The following is a 16,803-nucleotide window of genomic DNA, read 5'->3' on the forward strand; positions in this document are numbered from 1 at the left end:
GGTGCCCGCCTCGTTCCAGACGTTACTCCGCGCCGTGCGGTCCCGATGGGGCTGGGGCGGGCATGCTGGCCTCGAACGGTGTGACCGATCCGACGAGACGGCGAAGAGAGGTCCCGCATATGGGGCGTATGACCCGAAGAGGGTTCACCGTGGCCGCCGCAGGGATGATGTCCGCCATGCTGGCGTCCGGCGAGGCGGGAGCGGCCGCGGGCCGGTCGTGGCCCGCTCCGCGGACGACGGGGGCGGGCGGCCCGGCCGAGCGCCGGCGGAAGCGCGAGTTCCGGGGGATGTGGATCGCCACCGTCGTCAACGTCGACTGGCCGTCCAAGCCGGGCCTGAGCCCCGACCGGCAGCGCGAGGAGCTGATCACCCTCCTCGACACGGCCGCCGACCGCCGCCTCAACGCGGTCATGCTGCAGATCCGGCCGACCGCGGACGCCTTCTGGCCCTCCCCGTTCGAGCCCTGGTCGGAGTACCTGACGGGAACTCAGGGCCGCTATCCGGGCTGGGACCCGCTGGCCTTCGCCGTGCGCGAGGCCCACCGGCGCAGGATCGAACTGCACGGCTGGTTCAACCCCTACCGCATCGCCAACCACCCCGACCCCGGCCGGCTCGTCGCCACCCACCCCGCGCGCATCCACCCCGAGTGGGTCGTGCCCTACGGCGGCAAGCTCTACTACAACCCCGGCCTCCCCGAGGTGCGCCGCTTCGTCCAGGACGCCATGCTCGACGCCGTCTCCCGCTACGACCTGGACGGCGTGCACTTCGACGACTACTTCTACCCGTACCCGGTGGCCGGCCAGCGCTTCGACGACGACACCGCGTACGCCCGCTACGGCTCCGGCTTCCCGGACCGGGCCGCCTGGCGGCGCGACAACATCGACCTGCTGGTGCGGGAGATGGGGCAGCGCATCAAGCGGCGCAAGCGGCACGTGCAGTTCGGGATCAGCCCGTTCGCGGTCTGGCGCAACCGCTCCAGCGACCCGCTCGGCTCGGACACCCGCGCGGGCGTGCAGACCTACGACGACCTCGGCGCGGACACGCGGAAATGGGTCGTGGAGGAGTGGATCGACTACATCGTGCCCCAGGTGTACTGGCACATCGGCTTCGCCGCCGCGGACTACGCGAAGCTCGTGCCGTGGTGGGCGGAGACCGTCCGGGACACGGACGTGCAGCTGTACGTCGGCGAGGCGCTGTACCGGGCGGGCGACCCCGCGCAGCCCGCGCCCTGGCAGGACCCGGCCGAGCTCTCGCGCCACCTCACACTGTGCCGGGAGTACCCGGAGGTGCTCGGGAACGTGTACTTCTCCGCCAAGCAGGTGGTCGCGGACCCGATAGGGGCGATGGCGCGGGTGGTCAAGGACCACTACCCGGCCCGGGTGCGCCCGCCGCACTGACCACGGGCTCCGCCGTGCGGTGTGTGCGGCACCGCCGGACCCCGCCGCGGGGGCTGGCCTCGCAGCGGGGTCGAAGGCGTCTGCTAACCCTGGCCGGAGGCCCTGCGGTGGTCGACCACCGCGTCGGGGCCCGGCGACATGATCGTCTCGTGGCCGTTCTCGGCGCGGACCCGGTACGGCGGCGTGCCGTTGGGGCCCAGCACCTCGACGATCTCCACGACGTGATCCTGCTGGCCGACCGTCCGCCCGTGGACCACCAGGTGGTCACCCTTGCTCGCATGCATCGACGGTGCCCCTTCTGTTCGAGTTCCGTTCGAGATTCGAGGTGTGCTGGGATGCTCCCAAGTCTACGGTGACCGGCGGTATATGGCCCGCCCCTCGGCCAGGTGGAGCAACGCGCGCCCGGTCAGCCGCGCGCCCGCTGCGTCACCCCGATGCACACCAGCACGGCCACGGCGGCCACCGGCGCGGCGGGGGTCAGGTGCTCGCCGAGCAGCAGCACCGACCAGACCAGGGTGAGCAGCGGCTGCGCCAGCTGCAGCTGGCTGGCCCGGGCGACTCCGATCGCGCTCATGCCGCGGTACCACACCCACATGCCCAGGAACTGCGATCCCGCGGCGAGCCACAGCAGCCCCGCGACCGTGTGGCCCGTGAGCCGTCCGGGCTCGGCCCACAGCGCCACCGCGGTACCCACGGCCGCCACCGGCAGGCACAGCACCAGCGCCCAGCCGATGACCTGCCACCCCGGCATCTCGCGCGCCAGCCGCCCGCCCTCCGCGTAGCCCGCCGCGCAGACGAGCAGCGCGGCGAACAGGTACAGATCACCGGTCGTGGGGCTGCCGCCGCTCTGCTGCACGGCGAAGACGATCACCACGGCCGCGCCCGTGACGGCCGCGCCCCAGAACGTGCGCGAGTGCCGGGTCCCGTTGCGTACGGCCGAGTAAGCGGCGGTCGTCAGCGGCAGCAGGCCCACGACGACCGCGGCGTGCGAGGTCGAGGAGGTCTGCAGGGCGAGCGTGGTCAGCAGGGGGAAGCCGACGACCGTGCCGCCGGCCACCGCGCACAGCGCGGGCCAGTGCCGCCGCGCCGGGACCCGGACGCGCAGCGCCAGCAGGCAGCCGGCGGCGATCAGGCCCGCCAGCAGCATCCGGCAGGCGGTCACGGACCACGGGCCGAGCCCCTCCAGGGCCCAGGCCGTCGCGGGGAACGTCAGCGAGAAGGCCGCCACGCCCAGGGCGGCGAGGAGGACGCCGCTTCCCGCACGAGGGGCCGCAGCTCCCGCGGTGTCCGCCGCAGCGGCCCGCCCGGAGCTCTGCACTGCTACCGTCGTCGGTCCGATAGCGCTATCTTTCACTCTCATGCATGAGCGTAACAGCGTCGCTGAACTGGTAGAAGCCCTGAAAAGGGAGCTCAACCGCTACTCTCCGGGTGAGAAGCTGCCGTCCAGCAGGGCCCTTGTCGAACGCTTCCGGGTCAGCCCCGTCACCGTCTCGCGGGCGATCGCCGCCCTCGCCGCGGAAGGCCTCGTGACCACCCGGCCCGGCGCCGGCGCGTTCCGTACGGCCCCGCACAGCGCGCCCGTGCGCCTCGGCGACACCTCGTGGCAGCAGGTCGCCCTCAGCATGGAGAGCGCCGCGGAGGCCGTCCCCCGCTCCGTCGACGCCTCCGGCGTGCTCAGCACGCTCGCCGAACCCCCGCCCGGCGTCATCGAGCTCAGCGGCGGCTACCTCCACCCCGCCCTGCAGCCCGAGCGCGCTCTCGCCGCGGCCCTCGGCCGGGCCGGGCGCCGCCCCGGTGCCTGGGGACGCCCGCCGATCGAGGGCGTGACCGAGCTGCGCGCCTGGTTCGCCCGCGAGATCGGCGGTCCGGCCGGCACCGTCGCCGCCTCCGACGTGCTGATCACCGCCGGCGGGCAGAGCGCCCTGACCGCGGCCCTGCGGGCCCTCGCCCCGCCCGGCGCGCCCGTCCTCGTCGAATCCCCGACCTACCCCGGCATGCTCGCCGCCGCGCGCGCCTCCGGACTGCGGCCCGTACCCGTGCCCACCGACGCCCGCGGCGTGCGCACCGACCTGCTCGCGGAGGCGTTCCGCACGAGCGGCGCCCGCGTCTTCGTCTGCCAGCCGCTGTTCCAGAACCCGACCGGCGCCGTCCTGGCCGACGACCGGCGGCCCGAGGTGATCCGGGTGGCCCGCGAGGCCGGGGCCTTCGTCATCGAGGACGACTTCGCGCGCCGCCTCGCCCACGAGGACGCACCGCCGCTGCCGCCCACCCTCGCCGCGGACGACCCCGACGGCATCGTCGTCCACGTCTGCTCCCTCACCAAGGCCACCTCGCCCAGCCTGCGCGTGGGGGCCCTCGCCGCCCGCGGGCCCGTCCTCGAACGCCTGCGGGCCATCCAGGTCGTGGACAGCTTCTTCGTGCCGCGCCCCCTGCAGGAGGCCGCCCTCGAACTCGTCGGCTCGCCCGCCTGGACCCGGCACCGGCGCACGACCGCCGCCGAACTGCGCGTCCGGCGCGAGGCGCTGCTCACCGCCCTGCACCGCGAACTGCCCGCCGTATCCGTCGACTTCGTCCCGCCCGGGGGCTTCCACGTGTGGGCCCGGCTGCCGGACGGCACGGACGACGCCGCGCTGTCCGCGGCCGCGCTGCGCGCCGGCGTCGCCGTGGCCTCGGGCGGCCCGTACCACCCCGCGGAATCCGTCGCCCCGCACCTGCGGCTGAGCTTCGCGGCGGTCGCCGGGACGGCCGAGCTGGCGGAGGGTGTGAGCAGGCTGCGGACGGCGTTCGAGACCGCATGCCCCGGGGGATGACGCCCCCGTGCCCCGCGAGTCGTCGTGATCCGCCGGACAGGCCCTACAGTCGGAGCATGGCTTCAGTAGTTGCTTCAGGCGAGGGCGCCGCGCCGGTCCGGGTCGACAGCTGGATCTGGTCCGTACGGCTCACGAAGACGCGCTCCGCGGCGGGCGCGGCCTGCCGCGCGGGCCACGTCCGCGTCAACGGCGAGCGCGCCAAGCCCGCCCAGACGGTGCGCCCCGGCGACGAGGTGCGGGTGCGCCTCGACGGGCGGGAGCGCGTCGTCGTCGTGTCGCGGCTCATCAGCAAGCGGGTCGGCGCGCCCGTCGCCGCCGAGTGCTACGTCGACAACACCCCGCCCGAGCCGCCGCGCGAACACGTGGCCGTGGTAGCCGTCCGCGACCGCGGCACGGGCCGCCCCACGAAGCGGGACCGCCGCGAACTGGAACGCCTCCAGGGCGCCCAGCGGGACCGCTGACGTCCGGGCCCTGCCCGTCCACCGGCCACTCCGGTGCCGCCGTGGTGGTCACGGCCCGGGCGGGCACCCGCCCTCCGCCGCAGCGGCGATCAGCCACGACGTGCCGTACCGGCGGTGCCGGACTGCCGTCGTGTCGACCTGGTACGACGCGTGGCGGCGAACCCTCAGTACCCGACCGTGAACCGCGTCCGGTGGTGCACCGGCTTCTCGGCCTCGTCGAGGAGGGCTACGGAGAGGTCTTCCATGGAGATCGCCGAGTTGCCCTCGGCGTCCACGAGGAGCTCGTCCTTGCCCAGGCGGTAGCGGCCGGTGCGCTCGCCCGGTTCCAGGATGGCGGGCGGGCTCAGGTAGGCCCAGTCCACGCCGTGCTCGGCGGCGCGGCAGGCGGCCAGCTGGTCGTTGCAGGCCAGGGCTATGGGCCGCCAGTCGGCGGGGAAGCCGGGCCCGTCGACGACGGTCGTGCCGTCGGTGCCGGGGAGGGTCAGGCTGCCGGCGCCGCCGACGAGCAGCAGCCGGACGCCGGTCCCGGAGAGCCCTGCCAGCAGCCCCTCGGTGACGGCGAGGAGCTGGTGCTCGCTGCCGGGCGCGGGGCGGGTCGCGGTGATCACGACGTCCTGCCCGGCGCCGAGCCGTGCGACGTCCGCGGGGTCCGAGGCGTCGCCTGTGCGGGCGGTGGCGCCCGCCGGCAGCTCGCCGAAGCGGGCGGAGTCCCGTACGACGGCGGTGACTTCGTGGCCACGGGTCAGGGCCTCGGTCACGACGCGGCGGCCCACGTTGCCGGCTGCTCCGAAGACGGTGATGCGCATAGCTGTCAGCTCCTTGGTCGGAAGGGAATCAGTGGGTTTTGAAACTGGGCGAGCGGTGACGTCACCGGTTGGCGGGCTCGGGGTCCGGCACCGCCGGGGCCGGGCGTTCCGTGCGGGCCGGGCCCGGCGCGCCGCGCCGGAGCTGGGCCACCACGAGTGACACCAGGACGACGAGCGCGCCGAAGCCCTGGACGACGCTGAGTTCCTGATCGAGTATCAGCCATCCCAGCGCCGTGGCGACGAGCGGGCTGAGCAGCCCGAGGAAGGTCGCGTCGGTGGGGGACAGCAGCCGGATCCCGCGGAACCACAGGCTGTAGGCGAGGGCGGATCCGATGACGGCGAGGTACGCGTAACCGGCCAGGTTCGCGGCGGTGGGCGCCGCGGGCGGCAGGCCTTCGGCGAAGAGTGCGACGGGGAGCAGCAGCAGGCCGCCCGCGACGAGCTGCCAGCCGGTGGTGGCGAGGAGCGGCGCGGGCGAGACCCAGCGCTTGCTGAGGACGATTCCGGCAGCCATGACGACGGCTCCGCCGACCGCGGCGGCGACCCCGAGGACGTCCAGCCGCGCCTCGGCCCGGAGCACGAGCAGGCTGACCCCGGCGACGCCGGCGACGGCGGCGATCAGCGTACGGGGGGAGAGCCGTTCGCCCAGCAGGCCGGCGGAGAGCAGGGCGACCAGCAGTGGCTGTATCGCGCCGACGGTGGCGGCGACCCCGCCGGGCAGGCGGTACGCGGCGACGAACAGCAGAGCGAAGAACCCGCCGATGTTGAGGGCGCCGAGCACGAGCGCCCGCCACCACCACACACCCTGCGGCAGCCGCCGCGTCACGGCGACGAGCGCGAGCCCGGCGGGCAGGGCCCGGACGACCGCCGCGAGGAGCGGGCGGCCCGGGGGCAGGAGCTCGGTGGTCACGAGGTAGGTGGTGCCCCAGACGGCAGGCGCGAGGGCGGTGAGCAGCAGGGTTCCGACTCGATTGCTTAGCACTAAAGCAATGTATCTCAGCGCTAAGCTATTCGAGCAAGAGGCGGCGCGTGAGGTACCTCACTGCTAAGACAGTTGCATCCGGTCCATTACCCTGGCCCGATGGCAGATCACGTCGACCGCGTACTCGAACAGTGGGCTGTGCAACGCCCTGACCTGGATGTGTCGCCGATGGCGGTACTCGGACGGCTCAAGCGGCTGTCCCGGCTCGTCGACGCCGAAACGGGCCGTACGTTCAACGCCCACGGGCTCGACGCCGCGTCCTTCGACGTCCTCGCCACGCTGCGGCGCAGCGATGCGCCGCACCGGCTGACCCCCGCCGAGCTGATGCGGGCGTCGATGGTCACCTCGGGGGCCATCACCCAGCGCCTCGACCGTCTGGAGGCCCGCGGCCTGGTGAGCCGCAGCCCCAGTGCCTCGGACGGCCGCAGCGTCGTGGTCGCGCTCACCGACGCGGGCCGCGCCCTCATCGACGAGGCCCTGCCCGACCACGTCGCCACCTCGGCCGGCCTGCTCGCCGCCCTCACGAAGGAAGAGCGCGACATGATCGCGACGACCCTCAGGAGCCTGCTGGAGTCCCTGGGCGACGGCAAGGACTGAAAGGCCCGCCCGGCCTCGTCCGGAAGGCGGCCGGGGCGTGCGTCCGGCCCCGTGCCGCGGATGTGGCCAGGGTCCTGTCGAGAGGGGGTCCGCCACGAGATATCTTGATGTCGAGCAATGTTACAGACGTGGAGCGGAGCACCCGGTGACTGACTCGACCATCTTTTACACGCACACCGACGAGGCGCCGGCCCTGGCCACGCACTCGTTCCTGCCCGTGGTCCAGGCCTACGCCTCGACGGCCGGGGTCACTGTGGAGACCCGCGACATCTCCCTGGCCGGCCGGATCATCTCGCAGTTCCCCGAGTTCCTCGAAGAGGGCCAGCGCATCGACGACGCCCTCGCGGAGCTCGGCCGGCTGGCCAGGACGCCGGGTGCCAACATCATCAAGCTGCCCAACATCTCGGCCTCGATCCCGCAGCTGAAGGCCGCGGTCGCCGAGCTGCAGCAGCAGGGCTACGCGCTGCCGGACTACCCGGACGACCCGAAGACCGACGAGGAGCGCGACATCCGCGCCCGCTACGACAAGGTCAAGGGCAGCGCGGTCAACCCCGTCCTGCGCGAGGGCAACTCCGACCGCCGCGCCCCCGCGTCGGTCAAGAACTACGCCAAGACGCACCCGCACCGCATGGGCGCCTGGACGGCCGACTCGAAGACGAACGTCGCCACCATGGGCGTCGACGACTTCCGCTCCACCGAGAAGTCCGCGGTCATCGCCGAGGACGGCACGCTCCGCATCGAGCTCTCGGGCGACGACGGCTCCACCACGGTCCTGCGCGAGTCGGTCCCCGTGCTCGCCGGTGAGGTCGTCGACGCCTCCGTCATGCGCGTCGCCGCGCTGCGCGAGTTCCTCACGGCGCAGGTCGCCCGCGCCAAGGCCGAGGACGTGCTGTTCTCCGTGCACCTGAAGGCCACGATGATGAAGGTCTCCGACCCGATCATCTTCGGCCACGTGGTCCGCGCCTTCTTCCCGAAGACCTTCGCGCAGTACGGCGAGCAGCTCGCCGCCGCGGGCCTGACCCCGAACGACGGCCTCGGCGGCATCTTCAAGGGCCTGGAGGCCCTGCCCGAGGGCGCCGCGATCAAGGCCTCCTTCGACGCCGAGCTCGCCGAGGGCCCGGCCCTGGCGATGGTCGACTCCGACAAGGGCATCACCAACCTGCACGTCCCCAGCGACGTCATCGTCGACGCCTCCATGCCGGCCATGATCCGCACCTCCGGCCACATGTGGGGCCCGGACGGCCAGGAGGCCGACACCCTCGCCGTCCTCCCGGACAGCAGCTACGCGGGCGTCTACCAGGTCGTCCTCGACGACTGCCGCGCCAACGGCGCCTTCGACCCGTCCACGATGGGCTCCGTGCCCAACGTCGGCCTCATGGCGCAGAAGGCCGAGGAGTACGGCAGCCACGACAAGACCTTCGAGGTCCCCGTCACCGGCACGGTGCGCGTCCTCGACGGCGCCGGCAACGTCGTGCTGGAGCAGACGGTCGGCGCGGGCGACATCTTCCGCATGTGCCAGTCCAAGGACGCGCCGATCCGCGACTGGGTCAAGCTCGCCGTCACCCGCGCCCGCGCGACCGGCGTCCCGGCCGTGTTCTGGCTCGACGAGGACCGCGCGCACGACGCGCAGCTCATCGAGAAGGTCAAGGCGTACCTGCCGGAGCACGACACCGAGGGCCTGCAGATCGAGATCATGTCGCCCGTCGAGGCGACGAAGTTCTCGCTGGAGCGCATCCGCCGCGGCGAGGACACGATCTCCGTCACCGGCAACGTCCTGCGTGACTACCTCACCGACCTGTTCCCGATCCTCGAGCTCGGCACGAGCGCGAAGATGCTCTCGGTCGTCCCGCTCATGAACGGCGGCGGCCTGTTCGAGACCGGCGCCGGCGGCTCCGCTCCCAAGCACGTGCAGCAGCTCGTCAAGGAGAACTACCTCCGCTGGGACAGCCTGGGCGAGTTCTTCGCGCTGGCGGCCAGCTTCGAGCACCTCGCGGCCACCACGGGCAACGCCCGCGCCAAGGTCCTGGCCGACACGCTCGACCGCGCGACCGGCACCTTCCTCAACGAGGACAAGTCGCCGAGCCGTCGCCTGGGCGGCATCGACAACCGCGGCAGCCACTTCTACCTGGCGCTCTACTGGGCCCAGGAGCTCGCGAAGCAGACCGACGACGCCCAGCTCGCGGAGGCGTTCGGCCCCCTGGCCAAGACGCTCACCGAGCAGGAGCGGACCATCGTCGACGAGCTGATCGCGGTGCAGGGCTCCCCGGCCGAGATCGGCGGCTACTACCAGCCCGACGTGACGAAGGCCTCGGCCGTCATGCGCCCGTCGGCGACGCTCAACCAGGCTCTGGCGATCCTGGGCTGACGCGCCCGCGCGACGGAAAACCGTTCCGCCCCGGCCGGCACTGCGCCCGGCCGGGGCGGTTCCCGTTCGTACCGGCCCGCTCTACGGAACGCGGGCGTCGATGGCCTCGCTACGGCACGGCGCCGAGGCTGCCTTCGAGGACGGTCTGGACGATCCGGGGCCGGTCCCACAGGGCCAGGAGTTCGTTGGCGACGGCCACGACGGGCAGGGGATCCGGGTTGCCGTGCACCTTGATGGCGGCTGCCGACAGGCTGCGCGGGACGGCTCCGGCGTCGAGGAGGACGCGCCATTCCTGCGGGCCGAGCTCCAGGTACTCCAGGCCGGTGAGCCCGGCGATCTCCAGAGGATCGGCGAGCGTGCCGGGATAGGCGACGAGGGTCCGCAGGCGGGGCAGTCCCATGACCGGGGCGAGAGTGAGCGGCGCCTCGTCCCACACGCCGATGGACAACACCTCCAGGCCGGGGTGGGCGGCGGCCTCGACGCCCGGCAGGCTCCGGATGTTGACGTGGGCCACCGCCGGCGGCCGGTCCTCGCCCGAGCCGCCACGTCGCTCGCCGGGCCGGTTCAGCACCAGGTCGGTGAGCGAGTCGGCGACCAGCGAGGCGCCGACGTTCTCCTCGTGGCCGACCATGATGATCTGCCCTGTGTGACCGCGCGGGCCGGGGGTCAGATCGACGGCCAGCCGGTCGCCGCCGCCGTTGTCCCCGAAGGCGATCCAGCCGGGTGAGCCGACCAGGCCCTGCACCGCGGCGCCGGGCGGCGTGACGACCGCCTCCATCGCCGCGAACTCCCAACGGCAGTGACGGGACGACGCGTCGGCGATGTACAGGTCGTCCAGCGCGAAGAGCTCGCAGCCGACCGCCGTGCATTCGCGCTGCGCCGCCTCGTAGTCGTCGCCCCAGTCCTCCCACCGCGACCGTGTCACCCGGTAGAGCGCCTTGAGCTCGTCGGGCAGGGTGACGCCGAGGCGTGCTTCCGCAGCGGTGATCTCCGCCTCCGTCGCGCCGACGGCGCCGGGCAGCCGCTCACGGAGCGTCCGCTCCAGCAGTTCCGGATCCGCCGAAGGGGCCGGCACTGCTCCGGGCGCCGGTTCGGGAAGCCGGCGCCAGGGCTCGGGAAGGGCGCCTTCGACCAGGGTGAGCGCCCCCGGGTGCGGGGTGCCGATGCCGGGCTCCACGGCGGGGCTGGGCCCGAGCAGGCGGAGTGCGACCTGCCCGGCCGGAGAGATCTCCGCCGTGAACGAGATGTCGTCGACGCCGGCGTCCGCCAGCGCGTGCTGCACCCGCTTCACCGCGTCGAACTCGTCCTGCATGTCCCCGACCTGGGCGGCCCGGCCGGGCGGCGGCATCCGCCGCCGCAGGGGCAGACTCCAGCTGCCCCGGCCGATGCTTCCCGCCACGCGGACCGGCGCGGCGGCCTGCCCCTCCGCGGTGCCCGCCCGCAGGAGCCGTAGCACCGGCTCCCAGGTCGCGAAGTCGTGTATCGGGGACGAGGAGGGTCTCTGATCAACCATGCGCAGACCGTATGCGGAGCCACTGACACCACACCCGTGAGCGCGCGTTTCGGCCGGAACGGTCAGGCGGCGCGGCAGAGCGCCGCGGGGCCGGCCGGGGCCGAGGCGCGCGCCACGGTCGCGGGCAGGGGGCGGGCGGTGCGGACGGTGGCCGCGGCCTGCGAGCGGTTCCGCGCGAAGACGACGAGGCGCAGCACCGCGAACCGCGCGACACCGGCGAGCGCGGAGGCCGACAGGTAGACGACCTGCTGGAGCACCGCACCGGGTGCCGCCACCAGCTGCTGCAGGGCGAGCATCGCCATGCAGGTCACCACGTACGCGGCCGCCGCGGACCCGGCCGACTGCGCATGCTGGCGCCGGGTCGCGCGCCCGCCCGCGCCGAAGGTGAAGCGGGCGTGCAGCTCGGTGGCGAGGAGCGTGGAGACCACGGTGATCAGGGCGTTGGCCAGGACCCAGGGAATCCAGGAGGAGAGGGCCGCCACGGCGAAGCTGGAGGCGAGCCCCACCCCGCCGCCGCAGAGCACGAAGCGGGCGAAGGCGACGAAGGCGCCGGGCGCCACCTGCTGCCGGCTCTGCGCTGTCTCCATGATCCGACCCCTTTGATGGCTCACCCCGCGCGCACTCCTCGGCCGGCGAGACCGAGGGGTGCGCTACCCAGGGTGCCATCATGACGCATCTATGGCGCCATTGCGAATCATTAATGGCGCCATGCATGCCCATTGCATAAATCTTCGCTTATTCGTATAGTCATGCCATCGACCAGGAGGGGCCCGATGGCAGTACGTGTGGCAGTGGCAGGAGCGAGCGGATACGCAGGCGGCGAAGTGCTGCGCCTGCTGCTCGCGCACCCCGGCGTACGGATCGGCGCCCTCACCGCGAACTCCAACGCGGGCCAGCGCCTCGGCACCGTGCAGCCGCACCTGCTGCCCCTGGCCGGGCGCGTGCTGGAGCCCACCTCGGCCGAGGTCCTCGCCGGGCACGACGTCGTCTTCCTCGCCCTGCCGCACGGTCAGTCCGCGGCACTGGCCCGCGAATTGGCCCCGGACGTCCTCGTCGTCGACTGCGGTGCGGACTTCCGGTTGAAGGACGCGGGGGAGTGGGAGCGGTTCTACGGTTCGGCGCATGCGGGCACGTGGCCGTACGGGCTGCCGGAGCTGCCCGGAGGCCGGGAGGCGCTGAAGGGCGTACGGCGCGTGGCCGTGCCCGGGTGCTATCCGACCGCCGTCTCGCTGGCGCTGTTCCCGGCCTACGGGGCGGGGATCGCAGAGCCGGAGGCGGTCATCGTGGCGGCGTCGGGGACGTCGGGTGCGGGCAAGGCGGCCAAGCCGCACCTGCTCGGCTCCGAGGTCATGGGCTCCATGAGCCCGTACGGCGTGGGCGGCTCCCACCGGCACACGCCCGAGATCGTCCAGAACCTCTCCGCCGCGGCGGGGGAGCCCGTCACGGTCTCCTTCACGCCCACCCTGGCACCGATGTCCCGGGGCATCCTCGCCACCTGCAGCGCCAAGGCCCGCCCCGGCGTGACGGCCGGCAGCCTGCGCGCCGCGTACGAGAAGGCGTTCGCGGACGAGCCGTTCGTCCACCTGCTGCCCGAGGGGCAGTGGCCCGCCACCGCCGCCGTCCACGGCTCCAACACCGTGCTGGTGCAGGTGGCGCTGGACGAGGCGGCCGGGCGGATCGTCGTGGTGAGCGCGATCGACAACCTGACCAAGGGCACCGCCGGTGGCGCGGTGCAGAGCATGAACATCGCCCTCGGCCTCCCCGAGGAGCTGGGCCTGCCGGCCACGGGAGTGGCGCCATGAGCGTCCGCAGGGTCATAGCGACCCTTCTGGCGCGGCTGGTGCCGTGCGACACGGCCAAGAACACGACGAGCAACCGGGCGAACGAGGAGATGCAGTGAGCGTCACGGCAGCGAAGGGATTCACGGCGGCGGGCATCGCCGCCGGGATCAAGGAGAGCGGCAGTCCCGACCTGGCCCTCGTGGTCAACCAGGGCCCCCGCCTGGCCGCCGCGGGCGTCTTCACCTCGAACCGGGTGAAGGCGGCGCCGGTGCTGTGGTCGCAGCAGGTCCTCAAGGGCGGACAGGTCTCGGCCGTGGTCCTCAACTCCGGCGGCGCCAACGCCTGCACCGGGCCGGGGGGCTTCCAGGACACCCACGCCACCGCCGAGAAGGCCGCCGAGGTGCTGGGGCAGAGCGCCGGCGAGGTCGCCGTGGCGTCCACCGGCCTCATCGGCGTACGGCTGCCGATGGACAAACTGCTGCCCGGCATCGAGAAGGCCGCCGCGGGGCTCTCCGCCCACGGTGGTGAGAAGGCCGCCATCGCCATCAAGACCACGGACACCGTGCACAAGACGGCCGTGGTCCAGGGCGAGGGCTGGACCGTGGGCGGCATGGCCAAGGGTGCGGGCATGCTCGCCCCGGGCCTGGCGACCATGCTGGTGGTCCTGACCACCGATGCTGACGTCGACGCCGCCGGTCTCGACGCCGCTCTGCGCGCCGCGACCCGGAAGACCTTCGACCGGGTCGACTCCGACGGGTGCATGTCCACCAACGACACGGTGCTGCTGCTCGCCTCGGGCGCCGCCGAAGTGACCCCCGCCCAGGACGTGTTCGCCGAGGCCGTCCGGGCCGTCTGCGACGACCTGGCCCGTCAGCTGATCGGTGACGCCGAGGGCGCCAGCAAGGACATCCGCATCGAGGTGATCAATGCTGCCACCGAGGACGACGCGGTCGAGGTCGGGCGCTCCATCGCCCGGAACAACCTCCTCAAGTGCGCCCTCCACGGCGAGGACCCCAACTGGGGCCGGGTGCTCTCGGCGATCGGTACGACGTCCGCCGCCTTCGACCCGGACAAGCTCAACGTGGCCATCAACGACGTCTGGGTCTGCCGGAACGGCTCCGTCGGCGACGACCGCGACCTCGTCGACATGCGCTACCGGGAGGTGCGCATCACCGCGGACCTGGCCGAGGGCGGCGAGTCCGCCGTCATCTGGGCCAACGACCTCACCGCCGACTACGTCCACGAGAACAGCGCGTACTCCTCATGACGACCACCGACAGCGCGGGCACGGCCCGCAAGCACACCGCCCTCCCCAAGGCGCGCATCCTCGTCGAGGCGCTGCCCTGGCTGACGCGGCATCACGGCAAGACCGTCGTCATCAAGTTCGGCGGCAACGCCATGGTCGACGAGGAGCTGAAGGCCGCCTTCGCCCAGGACGTCGTCTTCCTCCACCACGCCGGGCTGCGCCCGGTCGTCGTGCACGGCGGCGGCCCGCAGATCAGTGCGCAGCTCGACCGGCTGGGCCTGGAGTCGGAGTTCAAGGCCGGACTGCGGGTGACCACCCCGGAGGCCATGGACGTCGTCCGCATGGTGCTCGCCGGGCAGGTGCAGCGCGAACTCGTCGGCCTGCTCAACGAGCACGGCCCGCTCGCCGTGGGCCTCACGGGCGAGGACGCCCACACGATGACGGCCACCAAGCACTACGCCGACATCGACGGCGAACGCGTCGACATCGGCCGCGTCGGCGAGATCACCGCCATCGACACCGGCGCCGTGCAGGCCCTGCTCGACAACGGGCGCATCCCCGTCGTCTCCTCCATCGCCCGCAGCGCCGACGACGGCCACGTCTACAACGTCAACGCCGACACCGCGGCGGCCGCGCTCGCCGCGGCCCTCGGCGCGGAGACGCTGATGGTCCTCACCGACGTCGAGGGCCTCTACGAGGACTGGCCGCACAGCGACGAGGTCATCAGCCGGCTCACGGCGAGCGAGCTGGAGGCCCTGCTGCCCGACCTGGCCAGCGGGATGGTCCCCAAGATGGAGGGGTGCCTGCACGCCGTGCGCAACGGCGTCACCACGGCCCGCGTCATAGACGGCCGGGTCCAGCACTCGATCCTGCTGGAGATCTTCACGGACGAGGGCATCGGCACGATGGTCGTGCCCGACGAGGCGACGAGCGAGCCGGAGGGGAAGCAGCAGTGAGCAACGCCGGACTCACCCAGCGCTGGCAGGGCGCGCTGATGGACAACTACGGCACCCCGCGAATCCCCCTCGTGCGCGGGGAGGGGAGCACGGTCTGGGACGCCGACGGCAAGCCGTACCTCGACCTCGTCGGCGGGATCGCCGTCAACGCCCTCGGCCACGCCCACCCGGCGGTCGTCCGGGCGGTGTCGGACCAGATCGCCACGCTCGGCCACGTCTCCAACCTCTTCACCGCCGAGCCGACGGTCGCCCTGGCCGAGCGGCTGCTCGCCCTCGCGGGCCGGCCGGGCCGCGTGTACTTCGCCAACTCGGGCGCGGAGGCGGTCGAGGCCGCGTTCAAGATCGGGCGCCGGACGGGCCGGACGCACATGGTCGCCGCCACCGGCGGCTTCCACGGCCGCACGATGGGAGCCCTGGCGCTCACCGGCCAGCCCGCCAAGCAGGACCCGTTCCTTCCGCTGCCCGCGGGCGTCACCCACGTCCCGTACGGCGACGCCGAAGCGCTGCGGGCCGCCGTGACCACCGACACCGCGCTCGTGGTGCTGGAGCCGGTCCAGGGCGAGGCCGGCGTCGTCGTGCCGCCCCCCGGCTACCTGGCCGCCGCCCGGGAGATCACCCGCGCCACCGGCACCCTCCTCGTCCTGGACGAGATTCAGACAGGTATCGGCCGCACCGGCCACTGGTTCGAGCACCGGGCGCAGGGCGTCGAGCCCGACATTGTCACGCTCGCCAAGGGCCTCGGCGGCGGCCTGCCGATCGGGGCGGTGCTCGCCTTCGGCGCGGCCGCCGATCTGCTGACGCCCGGTCAGCACGGCTCCACGTTCGGCGGGAACCCCGTCGCGTGCGCCGCCGCACTGGCGGTCCTCGACACGCTGGAGGGCGAAGGAATCCTCGCCCGCGTGGCGCTGACGGGGGAGCGGCTGCGTGACGGGATCGCTGCGCTCGGCCACCCGCTGGTCGACCGCGTCCGTGGCGCGGGCCTGCTGCTGGGTATTGTCCTTTCCGAGCCCCTTGCACCGAAGGTGCAGCAGGCAGCACAGGACGCCGGCCTCCTGGTGAACGCGGTCGCACCCGACGTGGTGCGGCTGGCCCCGCCGCTGATCATCACCGAAGATGAGGTGGAAACGTTCCTCCAGGCGCTGCCGGGTGTCCTGGACGCCGCTGCTGCCGCCGTCGGCCCGGGGGCGTGAGCGGCCGGAGCGGCCGACGAGGCGGACGGGGCCGGCGGGGCGACACGGCCCCTCCGGACCCTCGGGGAACGACGAAGCGGAGACTGACGAGACGATGACCCAGGCGCAGGAGCCGGAGCCGTTCCACGGCGGACAGGCCGTACCGCAGACCCGTACCGCCCGCCACCGCCGGATCGTGGACATCCTCGGCCGGCAGGCGGTCCGGTCGCAGAGCCAGCTCGCCAAGCTGCTCGCCGACGACGGCCTGTCCGTCACCCAGGCGACGCTCTCCCGCGACCTCGACGAACTGGGCGCGGTCAAGATCCGCAACACCGGTGGCGAGCTGATCTACGCGGTCCCGTCGGAGGGCGGCGACCGCACCCCCCGGGCCCCGCTCGGCGAATCCGCGACCGAGGCCCGCATGGGCCGCCTCGCGGGCGAACTGCTGATCTCGGCGGAGGCCTCCGCCAACCTGGTCGTCCTGCGCACGCCGCCGGGCGCCGCGCAGTTCTTCGCCTCCGCGATCGACCAGGCGGGGGTGCACGAGATCATCGGCACCATCGCCGGGGACGACACGGTGATGCTCATCAGCCGCGACCCCAAGGGCGGCCAGGCCCTCGCGGACCACCTGCTCAGACTGGCCCAGAAGGAGCGCTGAGGGCGGCGGCGCGGCCCGGGGGGTCCCGGCCGCGTCCCGCACCCGGACCGAACGTGCCGATG

16 protein-coding genes are annotated in these 16,803 nt (G+C 73.2%); 10 read left to right on the forward strand and 6 right to left on the reverse strand.

Annotated features, from left to right (window positions below):
• Positions 1–119: 119 nt before the first annotated feature.
• Positions 120–1,397, forward strand: coding sequence for a glycoside hydrolase family 10-like protein (locus AS857_RS23255; protein ID WP_058045205.1), 1,278 nt, complete (start codon positions 120–122; stop codon positions 1,395–1,397).
• A gap of 83 nt (positions 1,398–1,480) precedes the next feature.
• Here AS857_RS23255 and AS857_RS23260 read toward each other — a convergent pair whose 3' ends face one another.
• Together AS857_RS23260 and AS857_RS23265 are read right to left on the reverse strand one after the other, a co-directional pair.
• Entirely contained in the window at positions 1,481–1,681 is a 201-nt protein-coding gene (locus AS857_RS23260; protein ID WP_058045206.1) for a DUF1918 domain-containing protein, read from the reverse strand.
• Positions 1,682–1,803: 122 nt separating this feature from the next.
• Complete coding sequence (locus AS857_RS23265; protein ID WP_058045207.1) at positions 1,804–2,757, reverse strand: DMT family transporter; 954 nt, start codon at positions 2,755–2,757, stop codon at positions 1,804–1,806.
• Between AS857_RS23265 and AS857_RS23270 the strand changes: the two genes are divergently transcribed.
• Positions 2,756–4,207, forward strand: coding sequence for an aminotransferase-like domain-containing protein (locus tag AS857_RS23270; RefSeq protein WP_058045208.1), 1,452 nt, complete (start codon positions 2,756–2,758; stop codon positions 4,205–4,207). The genes AS857_RS23265 and AS857_RS23270 overlap by 2 nt on opposite strands.
• A 56-nt stretch (positions 4,208–4,263) precedes the next feature.
• Complete coding sequence (locus AS857_RS23275; RefSeq protein WP_058045209.1) at positions 4,264–4,668, forward strand: RNA-binding S4 domain-containing protein; 405 nt, start codon at positions 4,264–4,266, stop codon at positions 4,666–4,668.
• A gap of 164 nt (positions 4,669–4,832) precedes the next feature.
• Here the strand turns inward: AS857_RS23275 and AS857_RS23280 are convergent, their stop codons facing one another.
• Both AS857_RS23280 and AS857_RS23285 read right to left on the reverse strand, forming a co-directional pair.
• The gene (locus tag AS857_RS23280) at positions 4,833–5,474 is read right to left on the reverse strand and encodes an NAD(P)-dependent oxidoreductase (RefSeq protein ID WP_058045210.1); all 642 of its coding nucleotides are present in this window, start codon (positions 5,472–5,474) and stop codon (positions 4,833–4,835) included.
• 61 nt (positions 5,475–5,535) lie between these two features.
• Positions 5,536–6,456, reverse strand: a complete 921-nt coding sequence (locus tag AS857_RS23285; protein WP_058045211.1) for an EamA family transporter — start codon at positions 6,454–6,456, stop codon at positions 5,536–5,538.
• A gap of 99 nt (positions 6,457–6,555) precedes the next feature.
• On the opposite strand from AS857_RS23285, the gene AS857_RS23290 reads away from it, so the two are divergent.
• On the forward strand, positions 6,556–7,053 hold the full coding sequence (locus tag AS857_RS23290) for a MarR family winged helix-turn-helix transcriptional regulator (RefSeq protein ID WP_058045212.1): 498 nt from the start codon (positions 6,556–6,558) through the stop codon (positions 7,051–7,053).
• A 145-nt stretch (positions 7,054–7,198) separates the two neighbouring features.
• Positions 7,199–9,418: an NADP-dependent isocitrate dehydrogenase gene (locus AS857_RS23295; RefSeq protein ID WP_058045213.1), complete on the forward strand. Its 2,220-nt coding sequence runs from the start codon at positions 7,199–7,201 to the stop codon at positions 9,416–9,418.
• A 109-nt stretch (positions 9,419–9,527) separates the two neighbouring features.
• On the opposite strand, the gene AS857_RS23300 is transcribed toward AS857_RS23295, so the two are convergent.
• Positions 9,528–10,931: an SMI1/KNR4 family protein gene (locus tag AS857_RS23300; RefSeq protein ID WP_058045214.1), complete on the reverse strand. Its 1,404-nt coding sequence runs from the start codon at positions 10,929–10,931 to the stop codon at positions 9,528–9,530.
• Between the two features lie 62 nt (positions 10,932–10,993).
• Positions 10,994–11,518 (reverse strand): GtrA domain-containing protein, encoded by a 525-nt coding sequence (locus AS857_RS23305; RefSeq protein WP_058045215.1) that lies wholly within the window; start codon positions 11,516–11,518, stop codon positions 10,994–10,996.
• A gap of 186 nt (positions 11,519–11,704) precedes the next feature.
• Here AS857_RS23305 and argC point away from each other — a divergent pair, with 186 nt between their 5' ends.
• The 5 genes from argC (at position 11,705) to AS857_RS23330 (ending at position 16,741) form a co-directional block, all read left to right on the forward strand.
• Positions 11,705–12,733 (forward strand): N-acetyl-gamma-glutamyl-phosphate reductase, encoded by a 1,029-nt coding sequence (gene argC, locus AS857_RS23310; protein WP_058045216.1) that lies wholly within the window; start codon positions 11,705–11,707, stop codon positions 12,731–12,733.
• Between the two features lie 94 nt (positions 12,734–12,827).
• A complete protein-coding gene (argJ, locus tag AS857_RS23315) occupies positions 12,828–13,979 on the forward strand; it encodes a bifunctional glutamate N-acetyltransferase/amino-acid acetyltransferase ArgJ (RefSeq protein ID WP_058045217.1) in 1,152 nt (383 codons plus the stop codon).
• Positions 13,976–14,914 (forward strand): acetylglutamate kinase, encoded by a 939-nt coding sequence (gene argB, locus AS857_RS23320; RefSeq protein ID WP_058045218.1) that lies wholly within the window; start codon positions 13,976–13,978, stop codon positions 14,912–14,914. Before argJ ends, argB begins: the two co-directional genes overlap by 4 nt.
• Entirely contained in the window at positions 14,911–16,104 is a 1,194-nt protein-coding gene (locus tag AS857_RS23325) for an acetylornithine transaminase (protein ID WP_058045219.1), read from the forward strand. Before argB ends, AS857_RS23325 begins: the two co-directional genes overlap by 4 nt.
• 94 nt (positions 16,105–16,198) lie before the next feature.
• Entirely contained in the window at positions 16,199–16,741 is a 543-nt protein-coding gene (locus tag AS857_RS23330) for an arginine repressor (protein WP_058045220.1), read from the forward strand.
• Positions 16,742–16,803: the final 62 nt, after the last annotated feature.

It is taken from the genome of Streptomyces roseifaciens, assembly GCF_001445655.1.
Taxonomy (GTDB): domain Bacteria; phylum Actinomycetota; class Actinomycetes; order Streptomycetales; family Streptomycetaceae; genus Streptomyces; species Streptomyces aureoversilis.